The organism is Corynebacterium sp. Marseille-P4611 (assembly GCF_916618765.1).
Lineage (GTDB): Bacteria > Actinomycetota > Actinomycetes > Mycobacteriales > Mycobacteriaceae > Corynebacterium > Corynebacterium marquesiae.
Genome location: NZ_CAKAKD010000001.1, coordinates 114,428 through 134,382, shown reverse-complemented (window position 1 = coordinate 134,382; position 19,955 = coordinate 114,428). Strand labels below are relative to the sequence as shown.

General features: G+C 58.9%; 17 protein-coding genes. 5 read left to right on the top strand and 12 right to left on the bottom strand.

From position 1 onward, the window contains the following. Window positions 1–49: 49 nt before the first annotated feature. The 3 genes from LG376_RS00605 to LG376_RS00595 all read right to left on the bottom strand — a co-directional run bounded on the left by LG376_RS00605 (window position 50) and on the right by LG376_RS00595 (window position 4,654). Window positions 50–613, bottom strand: coding sequence for a CAP domain-containing protein (locus LG376_RS00605; RefSeq protein ID WP_225745851.1), 564 nt, complete (start codon window positions 611–613; stop codon window positions 50–52). Between the two features lie 563 nt (window positions 614–1,176). Beyond that, window positions 1,177–3,084 carry a fructose-specific PTS transporter subunit EIIC gene (locus tag LG376_RS00600; RefSeq protein ID WP_370633316.1) on the bottom strand — a complete coding sequence of 636 codons (1,908 nt, stop codon included), beginning with the start codon at window positions 3,082–3,084 and terminating at the stop codon, window positions 1,177–1,179. 40 nt (window positions 3,085–3,124) lie between these two features. After that, the gene (locus LG376_RS00595; RefSeq protein ID WP_225745849.1) at window positions 3,125–4,654 is read right to left on the bottom strand and encodes an ATP-binding protein; all 1,530 of its coding nucleotides are present in this window, start codon (window positions 4,652–4,654) and stop codon (window positions 3,125–3,127) included. Window positions 4,655–4,780: 126 nt separating this feature from the next. On the opposite strand from LG376_RS00595, the gene LG376_RS00590 reads away from it, so the two are divergent. Continuing rightward, entirely contained in the window at window positions 4,781–5,290 is a 510-nt protein-coding gene (locus LG376_RS00590; RefSeq protein WP_225745848.1) for a 2'-5' RNA ligase, read from the top strand. Here the strand turns inward: LG376_RS00590 and LG376_RS00585 are convergent. The 3 genes from LG376_RS00585 to LG376_RS00575 form a co-directional block, all read right to left on the bottom strand. Next, window positions 5,287–6,480, bottom strand: a complete 1,194-nt coding sequence (locus LG376_RS00585) for an amidase (protein ID WP_225745847.1) — start codon at window positions 6,478–6,480, stop codon at window positions 5,287–5,289. The genes LG376_RS00590 and LG376_RS00585 overlap by 4 nt on opposite strands. A 135-nt stretch (window positions 6,481–6,615) precedes the next feature. Beyond that, window positions 6,616–7,521: a polysaccharide lyase family protein gene (locus tag LG376_RS00580; protein WP_225745846.1), complete on the bottom strand. Its 906-nt coding sequence runs from the start codon at window positions 7,519–7,521 to the stop codon at window positions 6,616–6,618. Window positions 7,522–7,542: 21 nt separating this feature from the next. Continuing rightward, window positions 7,543–9,093, bottom strand: coding sequence for an alkaline phosphatase (locus LG376_RS00575; RefSeq protein WP_225745845.1), 1,551 nt, complete (start codon window positions 9,091–9,093; stop codon window positions 7,543–7,545). A 466-nt stretch (window positions 9,094–9,559) separates the two neighbouring features. Between LG376_RS00575 and LG376_RS00570 the strand changes: the two genes are divergently transcribed. From LG376_RS00570 to LG376_RS00555, 4 genes are all read left to right on the top strand, one after another. Further along, window positions 9,560–9,778 carry a hypothetical protein gene (locus tag LG376_RS00570; protein WP_225745844.1) on the top strand — a complete coding sequence of 73 codons (219 nt, stop codon included), beginning with the start codon at window positions 9,560–9,562 and terminating at the stop codon, window positions 9,776–9,778. A 141-nt stretch (window positions 9,779–9,919) separates the two neighbouring features. Next, window positions 9,920–11,344 (top strand): MFS transporter, encoded by a 1,425-nt coding sequence (locus tag LG376_RS00565; protein ID WP_225745843.1) that lies wholly within the window; start codon window positions 9,920–9,922, stop codon window positions 11,342–11,344. Between the two features lie 9 nt (window positions 11,345–11,353). Beyond that, the gene (locus LG376_RS00560) at window positions 11,354–12,295 is read left to right on the top strand and encodes a nucleoside hydrolase (protein WP_225745842.1); all 942 of its coding nucleotides are present in this window, start codon (window positions 11,354–11,356) and stop codon (window positions 12,293–12,295) included. Between the two features lie 199 nt (window positions 12,296–12,494). After that, entirely contained in the window at window positions 12,495–13,004 is a 510-nt protein-coding gene (locus LG376_RS00555) for a gluconokinase (RefSeq protein WP_225745841.1), read from the top strand. Here the strand turns inward: LG376_RS00555 and LG376_RS00550 are convergent. From LG376_RS00550 to LG376_RS00525, 6 genes are all read right to left on the bottom strand, one after another. Continuing rightward, window positions 13,001–14,395, bottom strand: coding sequence for a GntP family permease (locus tag LG376_RS00550; RefSeq protein ID WP_225745840.1), 1,395 nt, complete (start codon window positions 14,393–14,395; stop codon window positions 13,001–13,003). The genes LG376_RS00555 and LG376_RS00550 overlap by 4 nt on opposite strands. 171 nt (window positions 14,396–14,566) lie before the next feature. After that, window positions 14,567–15,184 (bottom strand): hypothetical protein, encoded by a 618-nt coding sequence (locus LG376_RS00545; protein WP_225745839.1) that lies wholly within the window; start codon window positions 15,182–15,184, stop codon window positions 14,567–14,569. Window positions 15,185–15,359: 175 nt separating this feature from the next. Next, entirely contained in the window at window positions 15,360–16,481 is a 1,122-nt protein-coding gene (locus LG376_RS00540) for an ABC transporter ATP-binding protein (RefSeq protein ID WP_049378731.1), read from the bottom strand. 44 nt (window positions 16,482–16,525) lie between these two features. Then, on the bottom strand, window positions 16,526–17,848 hold the full coding sequence (locus LG376_RS00535; protein WP_049378733.1) for an ABC transporter substrate-binding protein: 1,323 nt from the start codon (window positions 17,846–17,848) through the stop codon (window positions 16,526–16,528). Between the two features lie 80 nt (window positions 17,849–17,928). Further along, the gene (locus LG376_RS00530) at window positions 17,929–18,774 is read right to left on the bottom strand and encodes a carbohydrate ABC transporter permease (RefSeq protein WP_198493231.1); all 846 of its coding nucleotides are present in this window, start codon (window positions 18,772–18,774) and stop codon (window positions 17,929–17,931) included. A gap of 27 nt (window positions 18,775–18,801) precedes the next feature. Continuing rightward, window positions 18,802–19,782 carry a carbohydrate ABC transporter permease gene (locus LG376_RS00525; protein WP_198492640.1) on the bottom strand — a complete coding sequence of 327 codons (981 nt, stop codon included), beginning with the start codon at window positions 19,780–19,782 and terminating at the stop codon, window positions 18,802–18,804. Between the last annotated feature and the right edge of the window lie 173 nt (window positions 19,783–19,955).

Sequence of the window (19,955 nt, the reverse complement as noted above, 5' to 3'; positions counted from 1 at the left end):
CATGGCCTGCTAGAGCCCAAAGGTTCGAAGGTTCTAGCTTGTGAAATCTTTAGCGGCCGTAGTTTTGGACAGCGTAGAGCTTGCCTTCAGAGTTAATGGCAACGCCGACTCCGATGGTCTTGGCGCGCGGGTCGAGCATGATCTTGCGGTGGCCCGGGGATTCGTACCAGAGCTTAACCAGCTGTGCATCGGAGTAGTCGCTCCATGCCTGCAGTACGTTCTCGCCGCCGGCCGGGATATTCGAAGGGTAGTAGTTCCAGTGCTGTGGGCGGTGGCTGAGCTTATTGGCGCGAACCAGCTGGTTTGCCCAATCCTGAGCCAGTGCATTGAGTGCGGCGTTGGCGCGAACCGGGCGCAGGCCGTGTGCCTGGCGGTAAGCGTTGGTGTGATTGACGATGTTCTGTACGCGGTTGGAGGCCGGAGCAACCGGCTTTGCAGCGGCAGCCGGAGCGGCAGGCAGGTTGACGGATGGTGCTGGAAGGTTCACGCGGCCGAAGTTGCCGAAGGAGCTGGACGCCTCTGCAGGAGCTACGCCAACACCGAGGGCGACGGCTGCTGCCAGTGCCGGAGCGACGAACTTCTTAGCGGAGAAGTGAACTTTGGGGGTAAACATGGGCGGTACCTTTCTACTGGGACCTAGCAGGAATCTATAAGGTGGGGATCTAGGAGTGTTAACGGCTAACCTCCGTTCCCTTTCACTTAAAAGTTAACCAATTTTGCCCGGGTAAAAGCCAGCTGACCAGCAAATATTAGGATTCTTGAAGTTGATGTCGCGTAAAGCTAATTACCTCTTAGTTACTTCTCGATTTGAGCTAGGAAACCCCTAAATTCCCTTAGTGATGGCGCTCGGCTCCCCACCCCCACGGGGGTAGATTTCAACAAATATCTCAGGTTCCTAGAGAAATGAGATTGTTTTAAGGTATATGGCCCTTGTTTTAAGGTTGTTGCTGGCAAAACCGGCGCGATTCTTGGCAAACCCTATAGGGAACCGTGTGATTCTCTGCCCGTCTAAGGAACGTAAGAGAGCGCCATGACGATGCCTGGTCTCGCTTGAGATCGCCTCACTACTGCTGTTCCTCCCGCGAAACCGCCCTTCCGCCGCATCCCTACGTTGTGTGGGCACAAGAAAAGCGCCCAGCGGGGACAATTGCTGAGCGCTTTCAGTTACAAGACAATTTAGGCTGGGGTGGTCGCGGTTGCCTTGTCCGTCGATGGTACAGGGGAGAGTACCGAGGAAATGATGTCGGCGGCTTCCTTGCGCGTCTTCGCACCGTGGAGCTGGGCGCGGAAGTCCTCTTTCATGATGTTGCGGGCCAGCTTGGACAGCAGCTTGAGGTGCTGCTTTCCAGCGTTATCCGGAACAGCAATAAGGAAGGCCAAGGTGGTCGGGTCTTCGCCCTCTGCCCACGTGACGCCGTGCGGCAGGCGGGCGAAGGCGAGCGTTGGTACCTTCACTCCGGCAGACCGAGCGTGCGGAATGGCCACGCCGTGGCCCACACCAGTGGAACGGGTAGATTCGCGCTTCAATGCGGCGCTAGCGACCGCCTCGGCATCAGACATGCGCGCGGAGGTGAGCTTCACCATGGAGCGAATGACCTCTTCGCTAGAAGAACCCAGATCTTTATCGAGGCTAATCGTATCGACTGCAACAAGTGGCTTATCCTTACGCTGCGTCAATCCCACCAGCAGGAGAATAAGGCCAGCGCAAACCACGATGCCGGCAAGCATGGCGATAAAGAAGCCAACGACGTTGTCTACCGCGCCGAGCACCGCGACGATGGGGCCGCCGTGCATGACGTGGTCTTGGGCACCGAAAAGACCGGCGAGCGCACCGGCTACGGCACCACCGGCAACATTGGCGGGGATGACCTGTAGCGGGCGTGCGGCCGCGAGCGGAATGGCGCCCTCGGTAATGCCGAAGAATCCCATGAACAACGCGGCGATGCCCGCATCATTTTCGGCCTTGGTAAACCAGCGGCGGCGCAGCAGCGTCGCTACGCCCACGGCGAGGGGAGGTACGGCAATCGCACATGCCGCCATGCCCATCGGCGCCGCATTGCCGGCCGCGATCATGCCGCCGCCAAAGAGGAAGGCCGTTTTATTGAAGGGACCACCCATATCGAAGGCGATCATGGCGCCCAGGATAAGGCCCAGCACGATGACGGAGGAGCCCTGCATTCCAGCGAGATAGTTGGTCATTGCCTCGAACGCGGCCGAGACCGGTGCGCCAATGAGCAAAATGAAGATGAGGCCCACGATGAGCGTGGTGAAAATCGGGATGACGATGATAGGCCAAATCGGTGCGATGAATTTGTGCACCGGAATCTTCTTGATGGCAAGAGCCACATAACCGGACAAAATACCGGTGACAATGCCGCCCAAGAATCCGGCGCCCGCCTCAGAACCGTAAAGCGAGCCGGTGGTGGCGATGAGGCCCGTAATAAGGCCAGGGGCAAGGCCTGGGCGATCCGCGATGCCCACCGCAATGTAGCCGGAGAGGACTGGGACCATCAGCGAGAACGCCAGGGCGCCGAGCTCATTGACCGTGTTCCAGAAGCTATCTTCCGGAATCGCCATGCCCTCAGGCGTGGGCGTGCCGCCGATGGAGAGGGCGACCGCAATGAGCAGACCACCGGTCACCACGAACGGGATCATGTGCGAGACACCGTTCATCAGCGCCTTGTACAAGGTTTGGCCAACGCTATTTTTACCAGGCGCCTCTTCTTCCGTCTTTTCGGAAGAGCTCTCCCAGCGCGAGGCGCTCAAGGACCTGCTGAGCAGTTCCTTTGGGTGCTTGATGGCCTCGTCCACACCGGTGGCTTCGAGACGCTTGCCGTGGAAGCGGTCCTTGGAAATGACCGTATCGGCACCAATGACAATGGCGTCGGCTTCCTCGATGTCTTGCTTGCTAAAGGCTCCCTCGACGCCGATGGAACCATGAGTTTCAATTTTGATGCGGTAGCCCAGCTCTTGGGCTGCGGCCTCGAGGTTCTCGGCCGCCATATAGGTGTGCGCGATGCCCGTCGGACACGCCGTGATGGCGAGGATGAGGGGCGATGACTCTGTAGTGCTCATGACTCTCATTAAACGGTAATCGTTTGCGTTGGCACAAGAGCCGGTGCGTCTATTCTCTACGGATCTGGTAAGTCGTGCGTTGCGAGCCACGCTGGCCCCGCATGACAATCCAGCCCTTCCTCTCCAAGGCCTTGAGCGCGTAGCGCGCTTGCCCGGTACTGAGTTGGGTGCGTTCCGCGATCTCGTGAAGGCTTAAGGCGGGAGCATAGTCCGCCTCCGCGCCGAGCTGCATACTGTGAAAAACTTGCGGGACGTTTTTACCCAGCTGACGAAGCTCGTCCTCTACGCTGGCTTCCACTGCTCTCATCGCGGGACGGGCAGAAACTCGATGCGGGCTATCCGGCCTGGTCCGGGGGAAGATGACACGAAACTCGGTGCCAGTATCTATAAGGCGCGGCGCAGCTAGGCCTGCATCTAAACAGGCACGAATCATCTCTCGGATGCCTCCGCCCTCGCCTTCAATGACCGGGTGTCCTTCGCTGGTGCGAACTAGTTTGGCAAGCTCATAAAGGCGCTGATTTACTGCAGCTTTGGATAGGGTGGTGCTGGTCAATTGGGAGACCGAGACCCCTCGCAGCCCACCAGGGCTAGTAATGATCACGGCCTGCCGGGTGATGCGAACCTCAATTCTTTTTCCCACGCCTCGCGTGTGTGGTCCTAAATCGCGGTGCACTAACGCGTTTGCTACAGCCTCCCGAAGGGCGGCCGGCGGAATTTCCGGGATCTCTTCCACATGACCGCTTTCCGCATAGCGCAGGTCGGCCTGCAGATTGGCACGTAGCCAATCCACCACATCATCGAGGAGAGCGGGTAGAGGTCCGTCGAAATGGGTGAGATTTCGCGTGCGCGCGGCGTGCTCCCGCGGAAGCTGCACCGCCGCGGTTACCCCGAGGGCAGGTATTTTTCCCTGCGGTAAGAAGCCGAGAGCATAATTTCCGGCTACGGTCAGTTGCCCGTTTACGGTTGCGCCAAGTACCTCGAGGAGGCGCTTGTCGTCTGTAATGGTGGATAGGCGCCTACTGCGTGAGCGGGCCGTGCGTAGCGCCTCTGCCGTAATTCTTTCATCCATGTCGCGCAGGCCGCTGCCAGGCACAGGCTGCTGGTCATAAAATTCTTGCTCAGATTCGTGGAGCGCCGCCACCTCGAGGATGCGCAAATCGTTCGGGCCCATCACATAATTGCCATCCGCTTGCCGTAGGTAGGCCTCTCCTTTGATGCGGGCCGGTTTAAGTATGGGTGAAAGGGGTGCTACCGTCACTGCGATTACTACCGCTTCATCGATGCTGATGTGGGTAAAAGAGAGCTGGGGCGCAGGTTCTATAAGCGTTCTTGCTTGGTCCGCCACCGCCTTTTCTACCTGTGCAGGGTGCGCGACGCCGGTGGCGGCAAAGTTGAGGCTCTGATCGACGCCCAAAAGGATGTCACCGCCCATTGGCATGTTTGCAAAAGCACAAATGGTGCGAGCCAAATCATGCGGTGCGCGAAGGAAGGAGCGCTTGCATTCCAGCATCGTGCGGTCATCGCCAAAGAGCCGCAGCTGCTCAAGTGCCTCACGGAGATTAACTGCATCCCAACCCATGGCGTCATTATAAAACCCTCATTGTAAAATGGCAATGATTTTTTAATGAGGGGGAAGGGGGTTCTCACTCATTGTGATGGCCGGTACGCTGGAGGCACTTCGCAACAGAAAGGAGAACGCTCGCCCGTGAGTAAAGCATCGCCGGACAATATCTTGCTCTACCTGCCGCAAAAGCAGGAAGATCAGGTGCGCGGCATCTTTGCCGGTCTTGCTGAGCGTGGCTTTCCAATCCAGCAGCAACGCCCGCATATTACAGTCACCTTTTCGCCGCACATGCAGCCGGAAGTGGTGGATTTGGCGGCCCAGTTGCTGCCGGCCGTTATCCCAGCGGATTTTCGTCGGGTAGGAAACGTCATTTTTGGCACCAAGCGCAAGCAGACCGTGGCCTGGCTCCTTGAGACCACTGATGAGCTAGAAATTGCTGCGAGAAAAATCAGTGCCGCCAACCCAGACGGGCGAGGGCCGCGCTGGACCCCGCACCTGACCATGGGGTTGCGCCTGCCGCGCGAGGAGGTCCCCGGCTATATCCAAGCGATGGACGAGCTCACCTCAGCGCACTTCAAGGAACTTACCGCCGTCGAGGCTGCCTTTTGGCGGCCGCGCACGCAGGAAAAGACCCTTCTAGCAGGGACTTAGAGCAGGGCCTGCAGTGCGCGGGCAACGCGTAGGACGGTCAGGTCTTCGCCCGGCTTGCCGACGACCTGCACCGCATCACCCACCCCTTCTTCCTCGTCGCCGCGCAGCGGCACGGTAATGGCTGGCCAGCCGAGAACATTGAAAGGCTCGGTCCACCGCCGTAGGCTCGCGGCTGATTCCGCGGTATTGTCCGGGGTGATATCGGACCACTTGAGGGGGCCGGAATCGAGGGTGGGGGTGAGGATAATGGAGGCGTCGCCAAGCAAAGCAAGCGCTTCCTCGCGCAATTTCTCTACGCCCCGTGCGGCCGCCTCGTAGACTTCCTGGCTGATATCTTCCCCGCCCAGTACGCGCTGCAGAATCACGTCTTGGTACTTATCACGTTGGTCCAGCAGCGGCCGGTGGACGTCATAGACTTCCTTCAGGCGCATCGGCTCATAGAGCTCGGCCGTGGCGGCGATGGTGTCTTCCACATTCACGCCCTCGCTGAGTTCAAAGGCCGATCGTTCCAGCGCCGCTAGTAGTTCAGCGAAACGCTCGCCCTTGGCTTTAAGCGCCGTGACATCAACAGTAGAAACGTCCTGCGCCGCGGCCGGCTCATCATTCGCAGTGGCAATAAAAGCCTGCTCAATCAGGTCAATTGAGCTGGCAAAGAAACCAATGCAATCAAAACTCGGGGCAAAGGGGAAGACGCCTTCGACCGGAATCACCCCAAAGGTGGGCTTGAACCCCAGCACGCCCTGGCATGCGGCTGGCACGCGCACCGACCCGGCACTATCGGAGCCCACTGTAAGCTGCAGTGCTCCGCAAGCTACCAGCGCCGCCGAACCGGAGCTCGATCCGCCGCCGCACACCTCCGGATCACGCGGGTTAATCACGCGACCATAAGCCGAGGCATCGCCCAAAATGCCATAGGAAAATTCTTGCAGGTTCGCTTTCGCTACCGGCAGGGCACCCTTTGCCGTCAATCGCTGTACCACCGGGGCATCCTTGACCGGAGTGCGGCCCACATTCACCTTGGTGCCGCAGGTAGTCGACACCCCAGCAATATCCACGATGTCCTTGAACGCCACCGGCTGCCCCTTAAGCGTGGGCGATTCATCCACCGCGTGCTCATCAAACGGGATAACGGAAATCACCGCATTATGATTCTGCTGGGCACGGTTTAGGCGATCAGAAACAGTAGGCATATCGGGAGCTAAGTCCTTTCAACGTCGGCGTCGTGTGATGCTAACGATGTAATAGAAGGGGGCAGATGTTACTACCGTACAGCAGGGTTTGGTGAACAATTTCCCGTTTCTGGGCAAAGCGCTGATTTTAAAGTGTTATCTAGCAAAAATCCCCAGTGCATCCCAAGCTAGCCAGCCGCCTTCGCGCAGGGTGAAGACCAGCTGGTTTTCTCCTTGCTGCAAGGTGTTCTCTGGGAGCGCAAACTCGATTGCTGCGGGGCGCAGCGGGGTTGGCTCGCCGCTGGCATCGCCTTGGCGCGAACCTTGCGTTGCGCCCTGCGGGAGCTCTATTTGTTTATGAAAGTCATTAATCGTGACGTCGAGAATGCCGCCGAGCTTGGTGGTGTCAATGAGCCACAGTGCCAGTGCCGCCTTCTCGGTGGGCTTATCCAATTTTACCGTCCACTTCAGCGTATAGGCCTTGCTGCCGGCCCACTTATCCCCGGGGCCGGGGAGGAGATAGGGGACGTCGGCAGGCGTAGCATCCGGTCCAACGGTGATTGTCTGGTCTGGGTGCGCGGTGACGATCTTCTTGTAGTCCTTTGGGGAATACTGAAACTCCGTGCCCTTTCGATCAAAGGAACCAATCGTAGCTAGCGCTGTGCCAGCAGTGACCGAAGGCAGGGAGGTAGACGTCGTTTTGCCAGAAGGAGAGGACTCAGCACCGGCAGCATCAACTACCTTGACATAATAAGACCACTTTTCACCGGCAGCATCGCGCCGGGAGTGGTGGAAGAAGGGGAAGATGGTCTTGCCCAGCAGCACGTCTACGCCATTGGGATCAGTGCCGATGACGCGGTAGTGATCCAAAACGACGTCCCAGGAGGCAGGCTCCCAGGTGACGTAATTTTCCATGAGCTGCGGTTCTGCCTGAACACCGGTTGCGGCTGGCGGAGCAGCAACCGCACCCGAAGCTGGGGCAGAGGAATCCTGGTTAGAAGAACTCTTGCGGGAAGAACTGCGGCGAGAGGAAGAAGAGGAAAGCGAGCTAAAAAGTCCCATGATGAATTGTCCTTTCGGGGGTTAGAGGGAGCGCAGCGTGTGCTCGCCGGCATTGGTGCGGAAGGAGAAAGCAGTCTCACGCGGGGCAGTATCATCGCGCTCGATCCAAGGCACGACGACGAATTCGGAATCAAGGTGCTCGCGGGAAGCGCGCACCTTGATATAGCCACGGCGCTTATCCATGGCCTTCACATATGGCTTTTCCAGCCACTCGGTGCTCTTGGAGCCGGCGAAGCCATCGCCATCGGAAGCAATGGAGGTCGCGACCAATTCCACGCCTACGGGCTGGCCGGATTCGGATTGGATTTCAGCAGCACAGTGCTGATGAATATCGCCGGTGAAGACAATAGGGTCACTGACCTTGGAAAGGGATTCGATAAGCCGGCGACGCGCTGCGGGGAAGCCGTCCCATTGATCGGTGCTATCGGCAATCGGTACGACGACCACGCTGTTGACCACCACGTTCCACTGTGCTGGGGAAGTGGCGAGCTTATCGTTGAGCCACTGCTCCTGCTCCGCGCCCAAGATGCTGGCATCTTTCGCAGATTCTTCGCGGTATTGGCGGGTATCGACCAGATTGAAACGCAATAGCGTGCCCACGTCGAAAGAATCGTAGATGCGGTTATTGGGGCCATCGGGAAGCGCGGGCGGGGCAACCGGCAGATTCTCGTAGAAGGCCCGGTAAGCAGCCGCGCGCTGGTAAAGGAAGTGCTCGGCTTTGGTGCCAATCTCGGACCAATTACCGGCGTAGTTATTTTCTACTTCGTGGTCATCCCACACAATCGCCATCGCGGCGCGTGCGTGAGCGGCCTGCAGGTGCTCATCGGACTTAAAGAGCGAGTAGCGCAGGCGATACTGTTCCAGAGTCTCCACCTTTGCCTTGAAAACGTCGGGCACGCTTGCGCCTTGGCGCCAGAGATTATCGCCTTCCAAAATGCCGTACTCGTAGATGTAGTCGCCCACGAAAATCGTCATATCCAGGTCCGGTTCCTGCGCAATGTGTTTCCACGGGGTGAAATAGCCGTGGTACCACGCCTGGCAGGAAGCCACGGTGAAGGTGAAATTATCCACCTTTGCGTCGGGCGTGGGCAGAGTCTTAAACCGACCTACCGGGCTCACCTTGCCATCCGCGCGGAAGCGGTAAAAATACTCAGTGGCGGGCTCCAGCCCAGTCACCTGCGGGTGCACCGAGTGCGCCAGCTCGCGTTGGGCTAGTGCTTCGCCTTGCTTGACGACGTCCCCAAAACCCTCATCCTTCGCAACTTCCCAACCCACGCGAACATCGCCGCCGGTCATGCCACCGTGGCCATCCTCGGCCAGCGGTTCAGGGGCCAGGCGCGTCCACAAGATCATCGAATCGTGCCGCGGCGTGCCCGCCGCTACACCTAGGCCAAAAAGATCAGAATCCTGCGGATGATCCCCACCTTGCGACGATCCCCATGAACTCAGACTCGACTGTGCACTCGCCTTGGTCGGTGCATTAATTCCCGCGGCCACTGCTGCTGCAGAAACACCAGCAATCTGCAGGAAATTACGACGATTAAAAGAAGGACGACTATTTGAATCAGACATACAAAGCTCCGTTAAAAGGTCTATAAGGAACTTTTCCAGCCTAAGTAGCCGCAGTGAATCGCTGGTTAATTCTGCGGCAATAGTAAGAGAACGTCAGTAACCACCTCGCTGCCATGGATCGTTCTCTCGGCAGTACTCCGGGGAGTTTGCGTTCACGCAATCCGCCCACCATTTATGTGCTCGCATGTGCTCTTCTTCCACCTCGCCGGTTCGTGTCATCGCTGCGGGCAAATCCGAATCTGAACCCCCGTTCCCGCTGCCCGCCGGGGAGGAACACTGAGATGGATCGGAGACGTAGTGATCCGTTTGCGGGCACCGGTAGGGGTACTTTGACATCTGCTCGTCGTGGAGGTTCTGACATTCTTGCGCCCAACGGATAGTTCCATCGCTGTACCAACCATTGGTGGTCCAGCTACCGCCGCCATAGACGCACTCGGTAAGGGTGGGTTCTGCGGTGGATTCGGCGGTGTTCGTTAGGGGAGCGTCGGCAAGCGAAGGCTCAGTTTCCGATGTCGGCTGTGGCTCCGAAGAGGTCGTTTCCGGGGCAGAGCTTGTGGAACTAGAGCTGATAGTAGAACTATCGGCCGTGCTTGAGGTGCTAGGCGTCGTCGTTTCTTCCGGCTGTGACTCCGGAGAGGAACAGGAAGCTAAAGAAAGTATCACCGTTGCGACAGCGGCGATGTAGGAGAGAATCTTCATAATCTATGGATAGTAGACAATGAGAAAATAGCTGGTGGCGCTAAGTGGGGTGTCCTGCGCAACACCAAGGAAGTTGAGGCATGCTTCCCACTATGGAGCGGAGGATTCATCAACTACATTTAAAGCCATGACTTCCACCACCTCCGAGCCGCCAAAGCTCCAGCCCAGCTCCTATATTCCATTGATGTTCGCACTGCTTACGGCAGTGTTTGCCTTCCAGCTCAATGCGTCGATGCTCTCGCCTGCCTTGGCAACGATGGAGGATGAGCTGAGTGCCACCACCGCACAGATTGGCCTAACACAGACAGCCTTCTTTACGGCCGCGGCATTGTTCTCGCTCTTCCTACCGCGCTGGGGCGATCTTATCGGCCGCAGGAAGGTCCTCGTCGGCATGATGGCGGTTGCTGCGCTGGGCTGCGTGGCTTCCGCCGTTGCGCCAAACGTCGCAGTGCTGCTTATCGGCCGCATCATCCAGGGCGTGGCTGGGCCGACCGTCCCTCTCTGCCTCATCATGCTGCGCCAGCAGGTACTCAATGAGAAGCAATACGCACTACTGCTGGGCATCGTGACCTCGGTAAACGGTGGTATCGCGGGTGTTGACGCTTTGGCCGGCGGCTGGCTGGCGGGCAACTTTGGCTACCGCTCGGTCTTTTGGACCATGGCAGTACTATGCGCCATCGCGGTAGTAGCAGTCCAGGTATTTACCAAGGAATCCACGGCCACCGAAACCCCCCGCATGGATTGGGCGGGTGTGCTGCCCCTGGCCGTGGCGCTGGGTTGCGTTCTCACCGCATTCAACGAGGCCGGCAAGCTTGCCGAGGCCAATTGGTTCCTCGTCATTGTCCTTCTTCTCATCGGTGCCGCCGGCTTCTGGACTTTCTGGACCGTGGAAAAGAAGGTCGCCGATCCGCTCGTGCCGGTGGCTTACCTCAAGCAGCGCCGCACCTGGGCACTGCTTTCCACCACGCTGCTTACCATGACCGGCGTCTTCGCCGTAATGAACGGCCTCATTCCGAACCTCGGCCAGGACCCAGACGCCGGCGCCGGCATTTCCGCCAGCACCATTTCCTGGGTCACCCTTACCCCGTACGCCCTCGCCGGCCTGGTCTTCGGCCCGATTGCCGGTTGGATGGCCTCCAAGCTGGGCTATAAGTACGTCCTGCAAACCGGCCTCATTGGCACCGTCGTCGGCCTGATTATTTCCATCTTCGTGGTCGGCGCCCCGAACGCATGGACCCTGCTCTTCGTCTCCATTTTCTTGGGCGTAACCTACGCCGGCATTGCCAATATCATGCTCAACGGCCTGGGCATTGTGCTTTCGCCGGCCGATAACCAGGGCTACCTGCCCGGCATGAACGCCGGCGCCTTCAACCTCGGCGCGGGCCTGTCTTTCGCCGTGCTCTTTGCAGTTTCCGGTTCCTTCGAGCACGGCTACCGCGCGGGCATGATCGCCGGCGTCATTATTCTGCTTGCGGCCCTTGCCCTGTCCTTCCTCATTCCTCGCCCCGAGTCCATTGATGACACCGTGGCGGCCGTCAACGCCCGAAAGTAGGCTCGTGGCATGACGCGAAAAATCATTCTGGACTGCGACCCCGGCCACGATGACGCGGTGGCCCTGCTTCTAGCTCTGGGCAATCCCACCATTGACCTGTTGGGCATTACCACCGTTGGCGGCAATCAGACCTTGGATAAGGTCTCCCACAATGCCCTGGTGGTCAAGGAAATCGCCGGCCACCCGGAGGTTCCGGTTTATGCCGGCTGCGATCGCCCACTGGTGCGCCCGGTCGAGGTCGCCGAGGCTATCCACGGCTCCACCGGCATGGACGTCGAGGGCGTCCAACTTCCGGAGCCAAGCACCGCGCTTGCCGACGCCCACGCTATCGACTTCATCATCGACACTGTCATGTCCCATGAGCCCGGCACCATCACCCTGGTGCCCACCGGCCCGCTTACCAATATCGCGATGGCCGCGCGCAAGGAGCCGCGTATCGTTGAGCGCGTCAAGGAAGTAGTCCTCATGGGCGGTGGCTATCACGAGGGCAATTGGTCTCCGGTTGCCGAGTTCAATATCAAGATCGATCCCGAGGCCGCCCACATCGTTTTCGAAGAGCCCTGGCCCGCCACCATGGTGGGCCTCGATCTCACCCACCAGGCGCTTGCCACCCCAGAGGTTGAAGCCGAGATCAAGGCGCTAAATACTCCTGTCTCCGAGTTCGTCGTGGGCCTTTTCGGTTTCTTCCGCAAGGCCTACCAGGCCAACCAGGGCTTTGATAACCCACCGGTCCACGACCCGTGCACCATCGCCTACCTCATCGATCCGGACATCGTCCAGACCCGCAAGGCCCCCGTCCATGTCGAGCTCGCCGGCGCACTGACCACCGGCATGACCGTCACCGATTTGCGAGAGCCTGCCGACGCCTCCTGCCACACCCAAGTCGCCACCTCCCTTGACCACGCCGGCTTCTGGCGCCTTGTCACCGACGCCCTCAAGAACCTCGCCTAGGCCAACTTCGCTGTGTGTCCGCCGCGCGGGAACCCAACTTTCAGCCACGTTATGGCCCCTGGTCCACCAGATCGAGGCTATAACGTGGCCGCTTTGTATCGTGAGGGAAAGTTGGCCTCAACACTAGATGCAGTTGCCTAACCTGAGTTCGAAGGCTCGGCCTAAACTCTAAAGGAAAACCCCAACCCAAGGAGCCACCATGAACCAGCACAGTTTCCGCCACATCGTAGTGATGGGAGTATCCGGCTCGGGAAAGACCACGGTGGGGGAGGCGCTGTCGCCGTTGGTAGGTCTGGATTACCGCGATGGCGATGATATGCATCCGCAGGTAAATATCGACAAGATGGCTGCTGGAATACCGCTCAATGATGTGGACCGGGAGCCGTGGTTGAAGCAGATTGGTCAGTGGCTGGCGGATAGGCCAGAAGGTGCGATGGTGGGCTGCAGCGCGCTGAAGCGCAAGTATCGGGATTTGATTCGCGAGTACTGCCCGACCGTGGTGTTCGTTCATGTGCATGGCGACTTTGATGTGTTGCATGAGCGGATGCAGCACCGGCCGGGGCATTTTATGCCGGCGTCGCTATTACAGTCGCAGTTCGATACCTTGGAGCCACTGGAAGAAGACGAAACTGGCCGTGTCTTTGATGTGACGCGGCCAGTCGAAGAGATTGCCCAAGAAGCAGCTGCCTGGATAAAGGCAGGCGCCTAAAAGACTGCCGCTACTCCGTAGAGCATCAAGACCAGGGCAAAGCCGATGACGGAAATCAGCATTTGGTTGACCGTCCAGGTCTTCAGGGTGGTGACCGTGTCCATGCCCATTAGGCGGCCGACGAGCCAGAAACCGGAGTCGTTGACGTGAGAACCGAAGACGGAACCGGCGGCGGTGGCAACCACGATGAGCGCGAGCTGTAGCTCGTTGAAGCCGCCGGCTTCCACGGCGGGAACCATGAGGGCAGCGGCCGTGGTTAGTGCCACGGTGGCCGAACCTTGGGCTAGGCGCAGTGCCACGGCAATGAGGTAGCAGGCAAGGATAACGGGGATGCCGAGACCGGAGAGGGAATCGGCCAGGGCGTCGCCAATGCCGGAGGTACGCAGAACGCCACCGAACATGCCGCCGGCACCGGTGATGAGCACGACGGAACAGATCGGGCCAAGCGAGGAATCAATGAGTTTTTCCAGCGCGGTCTTGTCCACGCCGCGGCGCAGGCCCAGGACCACGAGTGCAATGAGCACGGTGATGAGCAGTGCGATCGGGGTCTGGCCGAGCATGACAAAGAACCGTACCCACGCGGCGTCGGCATCGATGGTGCCATAGGATGCCAAGGCATTGAGACCGGTGTTGAAGAAGATAAGCACCATTGGGATGAGCAGGAGGGAAATCACCGTTGGGGCAGAGGCGGGCTTGAGGGGCTGTTCTTCCTCAGAAAGCACCGGGCCGGCGATGGCATCAGTGACTTTCAGGGGGAATTTCTTGCCGGAGAGCAGGCCAAAGCGGTAGCCGGAAATGTACCAGGTAGGAAGCGCAAGCAGCAGACCAACGAGGAGGACGAGGCCGAGGTCAGCGCCGTAGAACTCGCTCGCCGCCACAGGGCCTGGGTGCGGCGGCAGGTAGACGTGCATGACAGAAAACGCACCGGCGGCCGGCAAACCAAAGGCCAGGACAGGACCGTCCAAGCGGCGAGCGACGGCGAAGATAACCGGCAGCATCACAATCAGGCCGGCGTCGAAGAAGATGGGAAAGCCCATGATCAGCGAAGCCAGGCCGAGCGCAAGGGGTGCTTTGGATTCGCCGAAGTGGCGGACCATGGCGTCGGCAAGCGACTTAGCGCCACCGGAGGCTTCCACCAACCGGCCAATCATGGCACCCAGTCCCACCAGCAACGCCACCGAGCCCAGAGTGGAGCTAAAGCTTTCGGTCATGGTGGGCACAATGCCCTCCAGCGGAATGCCCGCAGCCAGCGCCGTGAGCGCCGAGACCACCAGCAGGGTGAGAAAAGCGTGGAGCTTGAAATAGATGACCAGCACCAAAATCACGGCGATGGCGGCCACCGCAATGCCTAGCAGCGGGCCGGTCGACAGGGTGGGTTCCCACGTATCCATAAAGCGGGCTCCTTTTCTTATGCAAACCTTTGAATAACGGCAACGTTAGCAGCCGCCCCGCTTGTCGACGCCCCCTTCCTCCAAATGCGACCCAGCCAACACCCCCGATGGGCTGGGCATATAAAAGTCCCCTAGGCGCCGGTGCAGGAACCTAGGGGAGGTGCAGGCAGTTTAGTCGAACTGGCCTTGGATGACAGCCGCCGCATCCAGTGGGGTCACGTGGTAGGAGATGGGGTTCTGATTGGCGCCGGCCATGAGCGCGCCGGCGCAGGAGTGGCCCGCGCCCATCATGTGGCCCAGCTCGTGGGCGATGGTGCCCTGGACTGCCTCTGGGTACTGGGCATTAGGAATCTTGATGAAGACCATCTTGTGATCTGGGTAGGCAGCGCCTTGGACGTAGCCATTTGGGTCGGGCTTGAAGATGATGGCGATGGTGTCATCGTCGGCCTCGGAAGGCTTGACTTCCTTCAGGGAAGCCTTGCCCTTGAGGGCCTTGTTCCACTCGGCAACCGCGGCATCCAGCTGCTTGCGGTACGGGAAGTTTTCGACCACCTTGTACTCCAAAACGCCATCTTTGAAGTACGGCTTTACGGAGGCCTCATCGTGGAGGATGGAAGGATCCGGAACCGGCTTGCCATCGTTGGCCAGCTTGGTGATGGTCTTGCAGGTGCCTGGATCAATGAGGGAGCGAACCGGGTCGCTCTTGGCGCTTGCGGCCGGTGCGGCGACGGTGCCAAGGATTGCGGTTGCAGCCAGAGTGGCGGCGGAAAGCTTCTTGAAAGAAGGCATAGGCAGTGAGTTACCTTTCGGTTGATTTTAAGGTTCGCGGAGTGCGATATTCCCAGCAATATCCGTGGTAAATGGCATTGTGCGGGTTTCTTATGCGTGCGAGCATATATCAGTTTCTTATTGTCTGCAAAGGGAAAAATAAGAATCTAAGGTGTCAACTGCCTATTTTCTGCTTCTAGTTCAGGCGTTCGCCAGTAGTGGTGCTAAATAGATGCACTCGGTCCGGATCGGGGGAAACGTAGAAAGTATCGCCCACCGCATAGCGGCCGCGGGCATCGACCAAAATGCCGGTCTGGCCACCCATCCGGGTCGAGGACTTGAGCACGCCGTCGGCGGAGCTGTTGCCGGCGGCGTCGTCAAGCTCGCCATAGACATAGGTCTGGTTGCCCAGCTCCTCGACGTGCGCGACGGTGAACTTTGCCCCGCCATTGCCGGTATCGCTTAGCTGCCAGTCTTCCGGGCGGATGCCCACCGTGACGGTCTCCACGCCCTCAAAGTTGTAGTTGGCCAGATTGATGCGGGTAGAGCCGATGGTGAGCTCAGAGGAGTTATGGGTGAGGTCGTAGATATTCATCGCCGGGGAGCCAATGAATCCGGCGACAAAAACGTTCTGTGGGCGGTCATAAATGGTACGGGTGGTATCCACCTGCTGTAGGACGCCGGCGTTGAGAACGGCGACGCGGTCACCCATGGTCATTGCCTCAGTTTGATCGTGGGTGACATATACGGTGGTGGTACCAAGGCGGCGCTGCAGGTTGGAGATCTGCGCGCGGGTGGAAACGCGCAGCTTGGCATCCAGGTTGGACAGCGGCTCGTCCATGCAGAATACGGCCGGTTCGCGGACGATGGCGCGGCCCATGGCCACGCGCTGGCGCTGGCCACCGGAAAGGTTAGCCGGCTTGCGGTCAAGAAGGTCTTCCATCTGCAGGATCTTCGCGGCCTCGTGCACGCGGGATTTAATCTCGTTCTTCGGGACCTTGCGGTTTTCCAGCGCGAAGGACATATTCTGCGCCACGGACATATTGGGGTAGAGGGCATAGTTCTGAAAGACCATGGCCACGTCGCGGTCCGATGGGCTGACCCCGGTGACGTCCTTACCACCGATGCGGATGGAGCCGCGGTCGGTGGGCTCGAGACCTGCCAGCATGCGCAGGCTGGTGGACTTGCCGCAGCCGGATGGGCCAACGAGGACCAAGAATTCGCCATCGGCAATATCCAGGTTGAGGCGGTCAACGGCGGGGCGTTCCGCGTCCTTAGAGTAGATGCGGCTTGCGCCATCGAAGGTGACAGTAGCCATGGTTACCTTTCAGAATCTAGTGGGGAAGGGGTGGCTGCGAGAGCCTACTTATTGATGACGGTCTTGACCTGGTTGTCATAGATAGACTGCAGGGTCTTTTGTAGATCGGTCAGCACCTTGGTGACGTCATCGCGGTTGGTGACGATCTTTTCAAAGGCGCCGCCGATTTCCTGGTCCGCGCCGGGCAGGAAGACGCGGGCATTGTCCTGCGGTCGGGTCTCTGGCAGCTGTTTGATAGCGGTTTCGAAGTTCGGGTTGTCCTTCATGAACTTCTTTTGGTCCTCGTTGTCCACCGCGGTGGAGCGCACCGGCATGTAGCCCACGTTCTGGGACCAGTAGCAGGTGTTTTCCTCATTGGTGATGAAGTCAATGAGCTTGATAGCAGCCAGCTGGCGGTTCTTGCTGATGCCAGCCGGGATAGCCAGGCCGGCACCACCGGTGGGGCAGGCACCTTCGCCAGTCGGGTTAGGCAAGAAGGCGGTGCCGAGCTCGAACTTGGCGGTATCGGTCAGACCCGCCAGGTCACCGGTGGACAGGACGGTGGCGGCGGCGCGGCCGGTGCCGAACTCCATAGCCATGTCATTGCCCACGTAGGAGTAACCGTTTTTCTCATCGGTGATGTCCTTGAGCCATTCGACGGCCTTGATGGTCTTGTCATCGGTGAACTTCAGATCCCACTCATCGGAGTAAGCGCCGCCCTTGGACCACAGCGGGCCCTGGAAGATCCAGCCCAGGTAGTCTACGGCATCGCCCCAGCCAAAAGGCTTCATCTTGGAATCAGCCTCAGCCAGCTTCTTGGACCACTCATCCATCTCATCCCAGGACTTGGGGCCGCGGTCTGGCAGACCGGCCTTCTTCCACGCGTCCTTGTTGTAGTAGAACAACGGCGTGGAACGAGCGAAAGGAAGCGCAAAGTGGCCGCCGTCGTAGTTGTAGTCCTCATAAAGGGGCTGCACGTAGGTAGACAGGTCGATGCCCGCTTCCTTAGCAAGGTCATCCACGTTGGCGATCTGGCCATTGATGGCAAAGTTGTACCACCAGACGTCAGACAGCACCACGATGTCCGGCAGGTCCTGGCCGGTGAGCGCGGCGTTGAACTTCTGTGCTGCTTCTTCGTAGTTCTTGCCGGCATCAACGAGGTTGACCTTGATGTCCGGGTTCTCCTTTTCAAAGCGGGAGATGATCTCCTTCTCAATGTCCTTGGACGTGCCCGGGTGGTTGGACCACCAGGTCAGCTCGGTGACTTCACCGTCGCCGCCCTTGTCGTTGCCGCCTTGTGGATTGGTGGACGAGGTGCCGGCACAAGCTGCGAGTGCGGTGGCAGAAGCGGCTGTGGAAGCTAGGGCGAGGAATTTGCGGCGTAGCATGTAGTTCTCCTTAAAAGGGTGGTTAAGGGGTGGAAAGTAAAGCAAGAGGAAACGGCGAGCGTGGGTGGGGAAGAAGCCTTCTAACCCTTCACGGCGCCAGTGGTGAGGCCTTGAATCATGTACTTTTGCAAGGCTAGGAAGATGATGACCATAGGAATGATGGTGAGAATGGTGGCGGCCATTACCGGCCCCCAATTGGTCACGCCATCGTTGTTTTGCAGCATGGTCAAACCCACCTGCAGCGGGGCAACGTCCTCCGTATCCGCCATGAGGAAGGGCCACAGGTAGGTATTCCATTCATTGACCATGGTGATGACGGAAAATGCGGTCAGCGTGGGCCATGAGACCGGTAGTAACACCTTGGTGAGCAGGCGGATAGGGCCGGCGCCGTCCATGCGGGCGGCTTCCACCAGCTCATAGGGCAGGGACAAAAAGTGGTTGCGCATCAAGAAGGTACCGAAGGCCACGCCGGCCAGCGGCACGATGATGCCCACGAAGGTATTGCGCCAGCCCAAGGAATTGACCAGGGCGTAGTTGGAAATGACGGTGATTTCGCTGGGCACCATGAGCGAGGAAATGACCAGCAGGAATACCAGGTGGCGGCCCGGGAAGCGCAGAATGGCCAGCGCATAGGCGGAGATGACTCCCAACACGATCTTGATGATGGACAGCACTGCGGTAATAAGCACCGAGTTGCGCAGGTAGGTCCAGAAAGGCACGCGGGTGGTGGCATCGGAGTAATTCTCAGTCTCCCATACCGGCGGAAGCCAATTGACCGGGTTGGTATAAATATCGCCCTTGGCCTTAAACGAGGTCATGAGGATCCAAAACAGCGGCAGGCCAATGAGCAGCAAGACCGCCAGGATGCCCAGGTAGCCGCCGATGAGTTTGGCGCGGCGGGCGGTGGGGGATTCATCCGTGACCATGTGAAGGGTAGAAGTAGCCATGTTGGGTTAACCTCGCTTATCCATGATGCGGACCTGGATCAGGGTGATGATGAGCAGGATGAGGAACAAGATCGTGGCGGCAGTCGCACCGTAGCCGGCGCGGAAGTTGACGAAGGTCTCGTTGTAGATCTGGAAGACCAGCGTCTGCGTGCCATTGCCCTGCGGGCCGCCACGGGTCATGACGTTGATGATGTCGAAGACCTGCACGGAGTTGAGCAGCACCGTAATGGATAGGAAGAAGGTGGTATTGCGCAGCTGCGGCATGGTCACGCGCCAGAACTTGCGCCAGCGTCCGGTGCCGTCGATAGCGGCAGCTTCATCTAATTCCTTATCCAAGCCCTGTAGTGCTGCCAAATAGATGACAAAGGTATAGCCCAGGTTCTTCCACACAAAGGTAAAGGTCACCATGAACATGGCCCAGCCCGGTACTGCGTAGAAGTTGGGGGAGTCCACACCGAACCAGCCCAGTATTTCCTGGATGAGGCCAAAGTTGGGGTCGAAGACGAATTGGAAGGCAATGCCAATGGCCGCGCCGGAGATGGCATAGGGGGCAAAGACCACCGAGCGCGCAAAGTTGCGGCCCTTAATGTTTTGGTTCAGCAGCAAGGCCAGCGCTAGGCCGATGACCATGGAGCCAATCACTGCGAAGAAGGTAAAGACCAGGGTGTTGAGCACGATGGTCTTCGTGTCATCGCGGCTAAACCACTCCACATAGTTATCCAAGCCCACGAAGGTGGAGGTGGGGCTAGAGATATTCCAATTGAAAAAGGAGAGGCGGATATTGTCCAGCAGCGGCCGGTAGGTAAAGACGGCCAGCAAGATAAGGTTCGGCGCTAAGAGCGCCGCGGCCAGTAACCATTCCTTGTGGCGGTTGCGCTTGGCTTTGCGGACAAGCGCCGCGGAATCACCGGAGTTTTCCGCGCGTGCGGGAGATGCGGTTGTAGTGCCGGCGCCACCGGCACCGAGAGAGTCTTCCTGAAAAGTCACTCGGTCAATCTAGGGCGGGCAGGTGACACCCAGCTACACAGAAAACAAACATCTGATGAATAATAAGAAGCCGATGAGTTAAAGGTGGACACGTCATCAAAGATTCTATAAAGTCGCAGCGCAACCCCCTATGGCGCTGGTCGCTCCGCTGCCCAACTATGTCTGCCGTTACA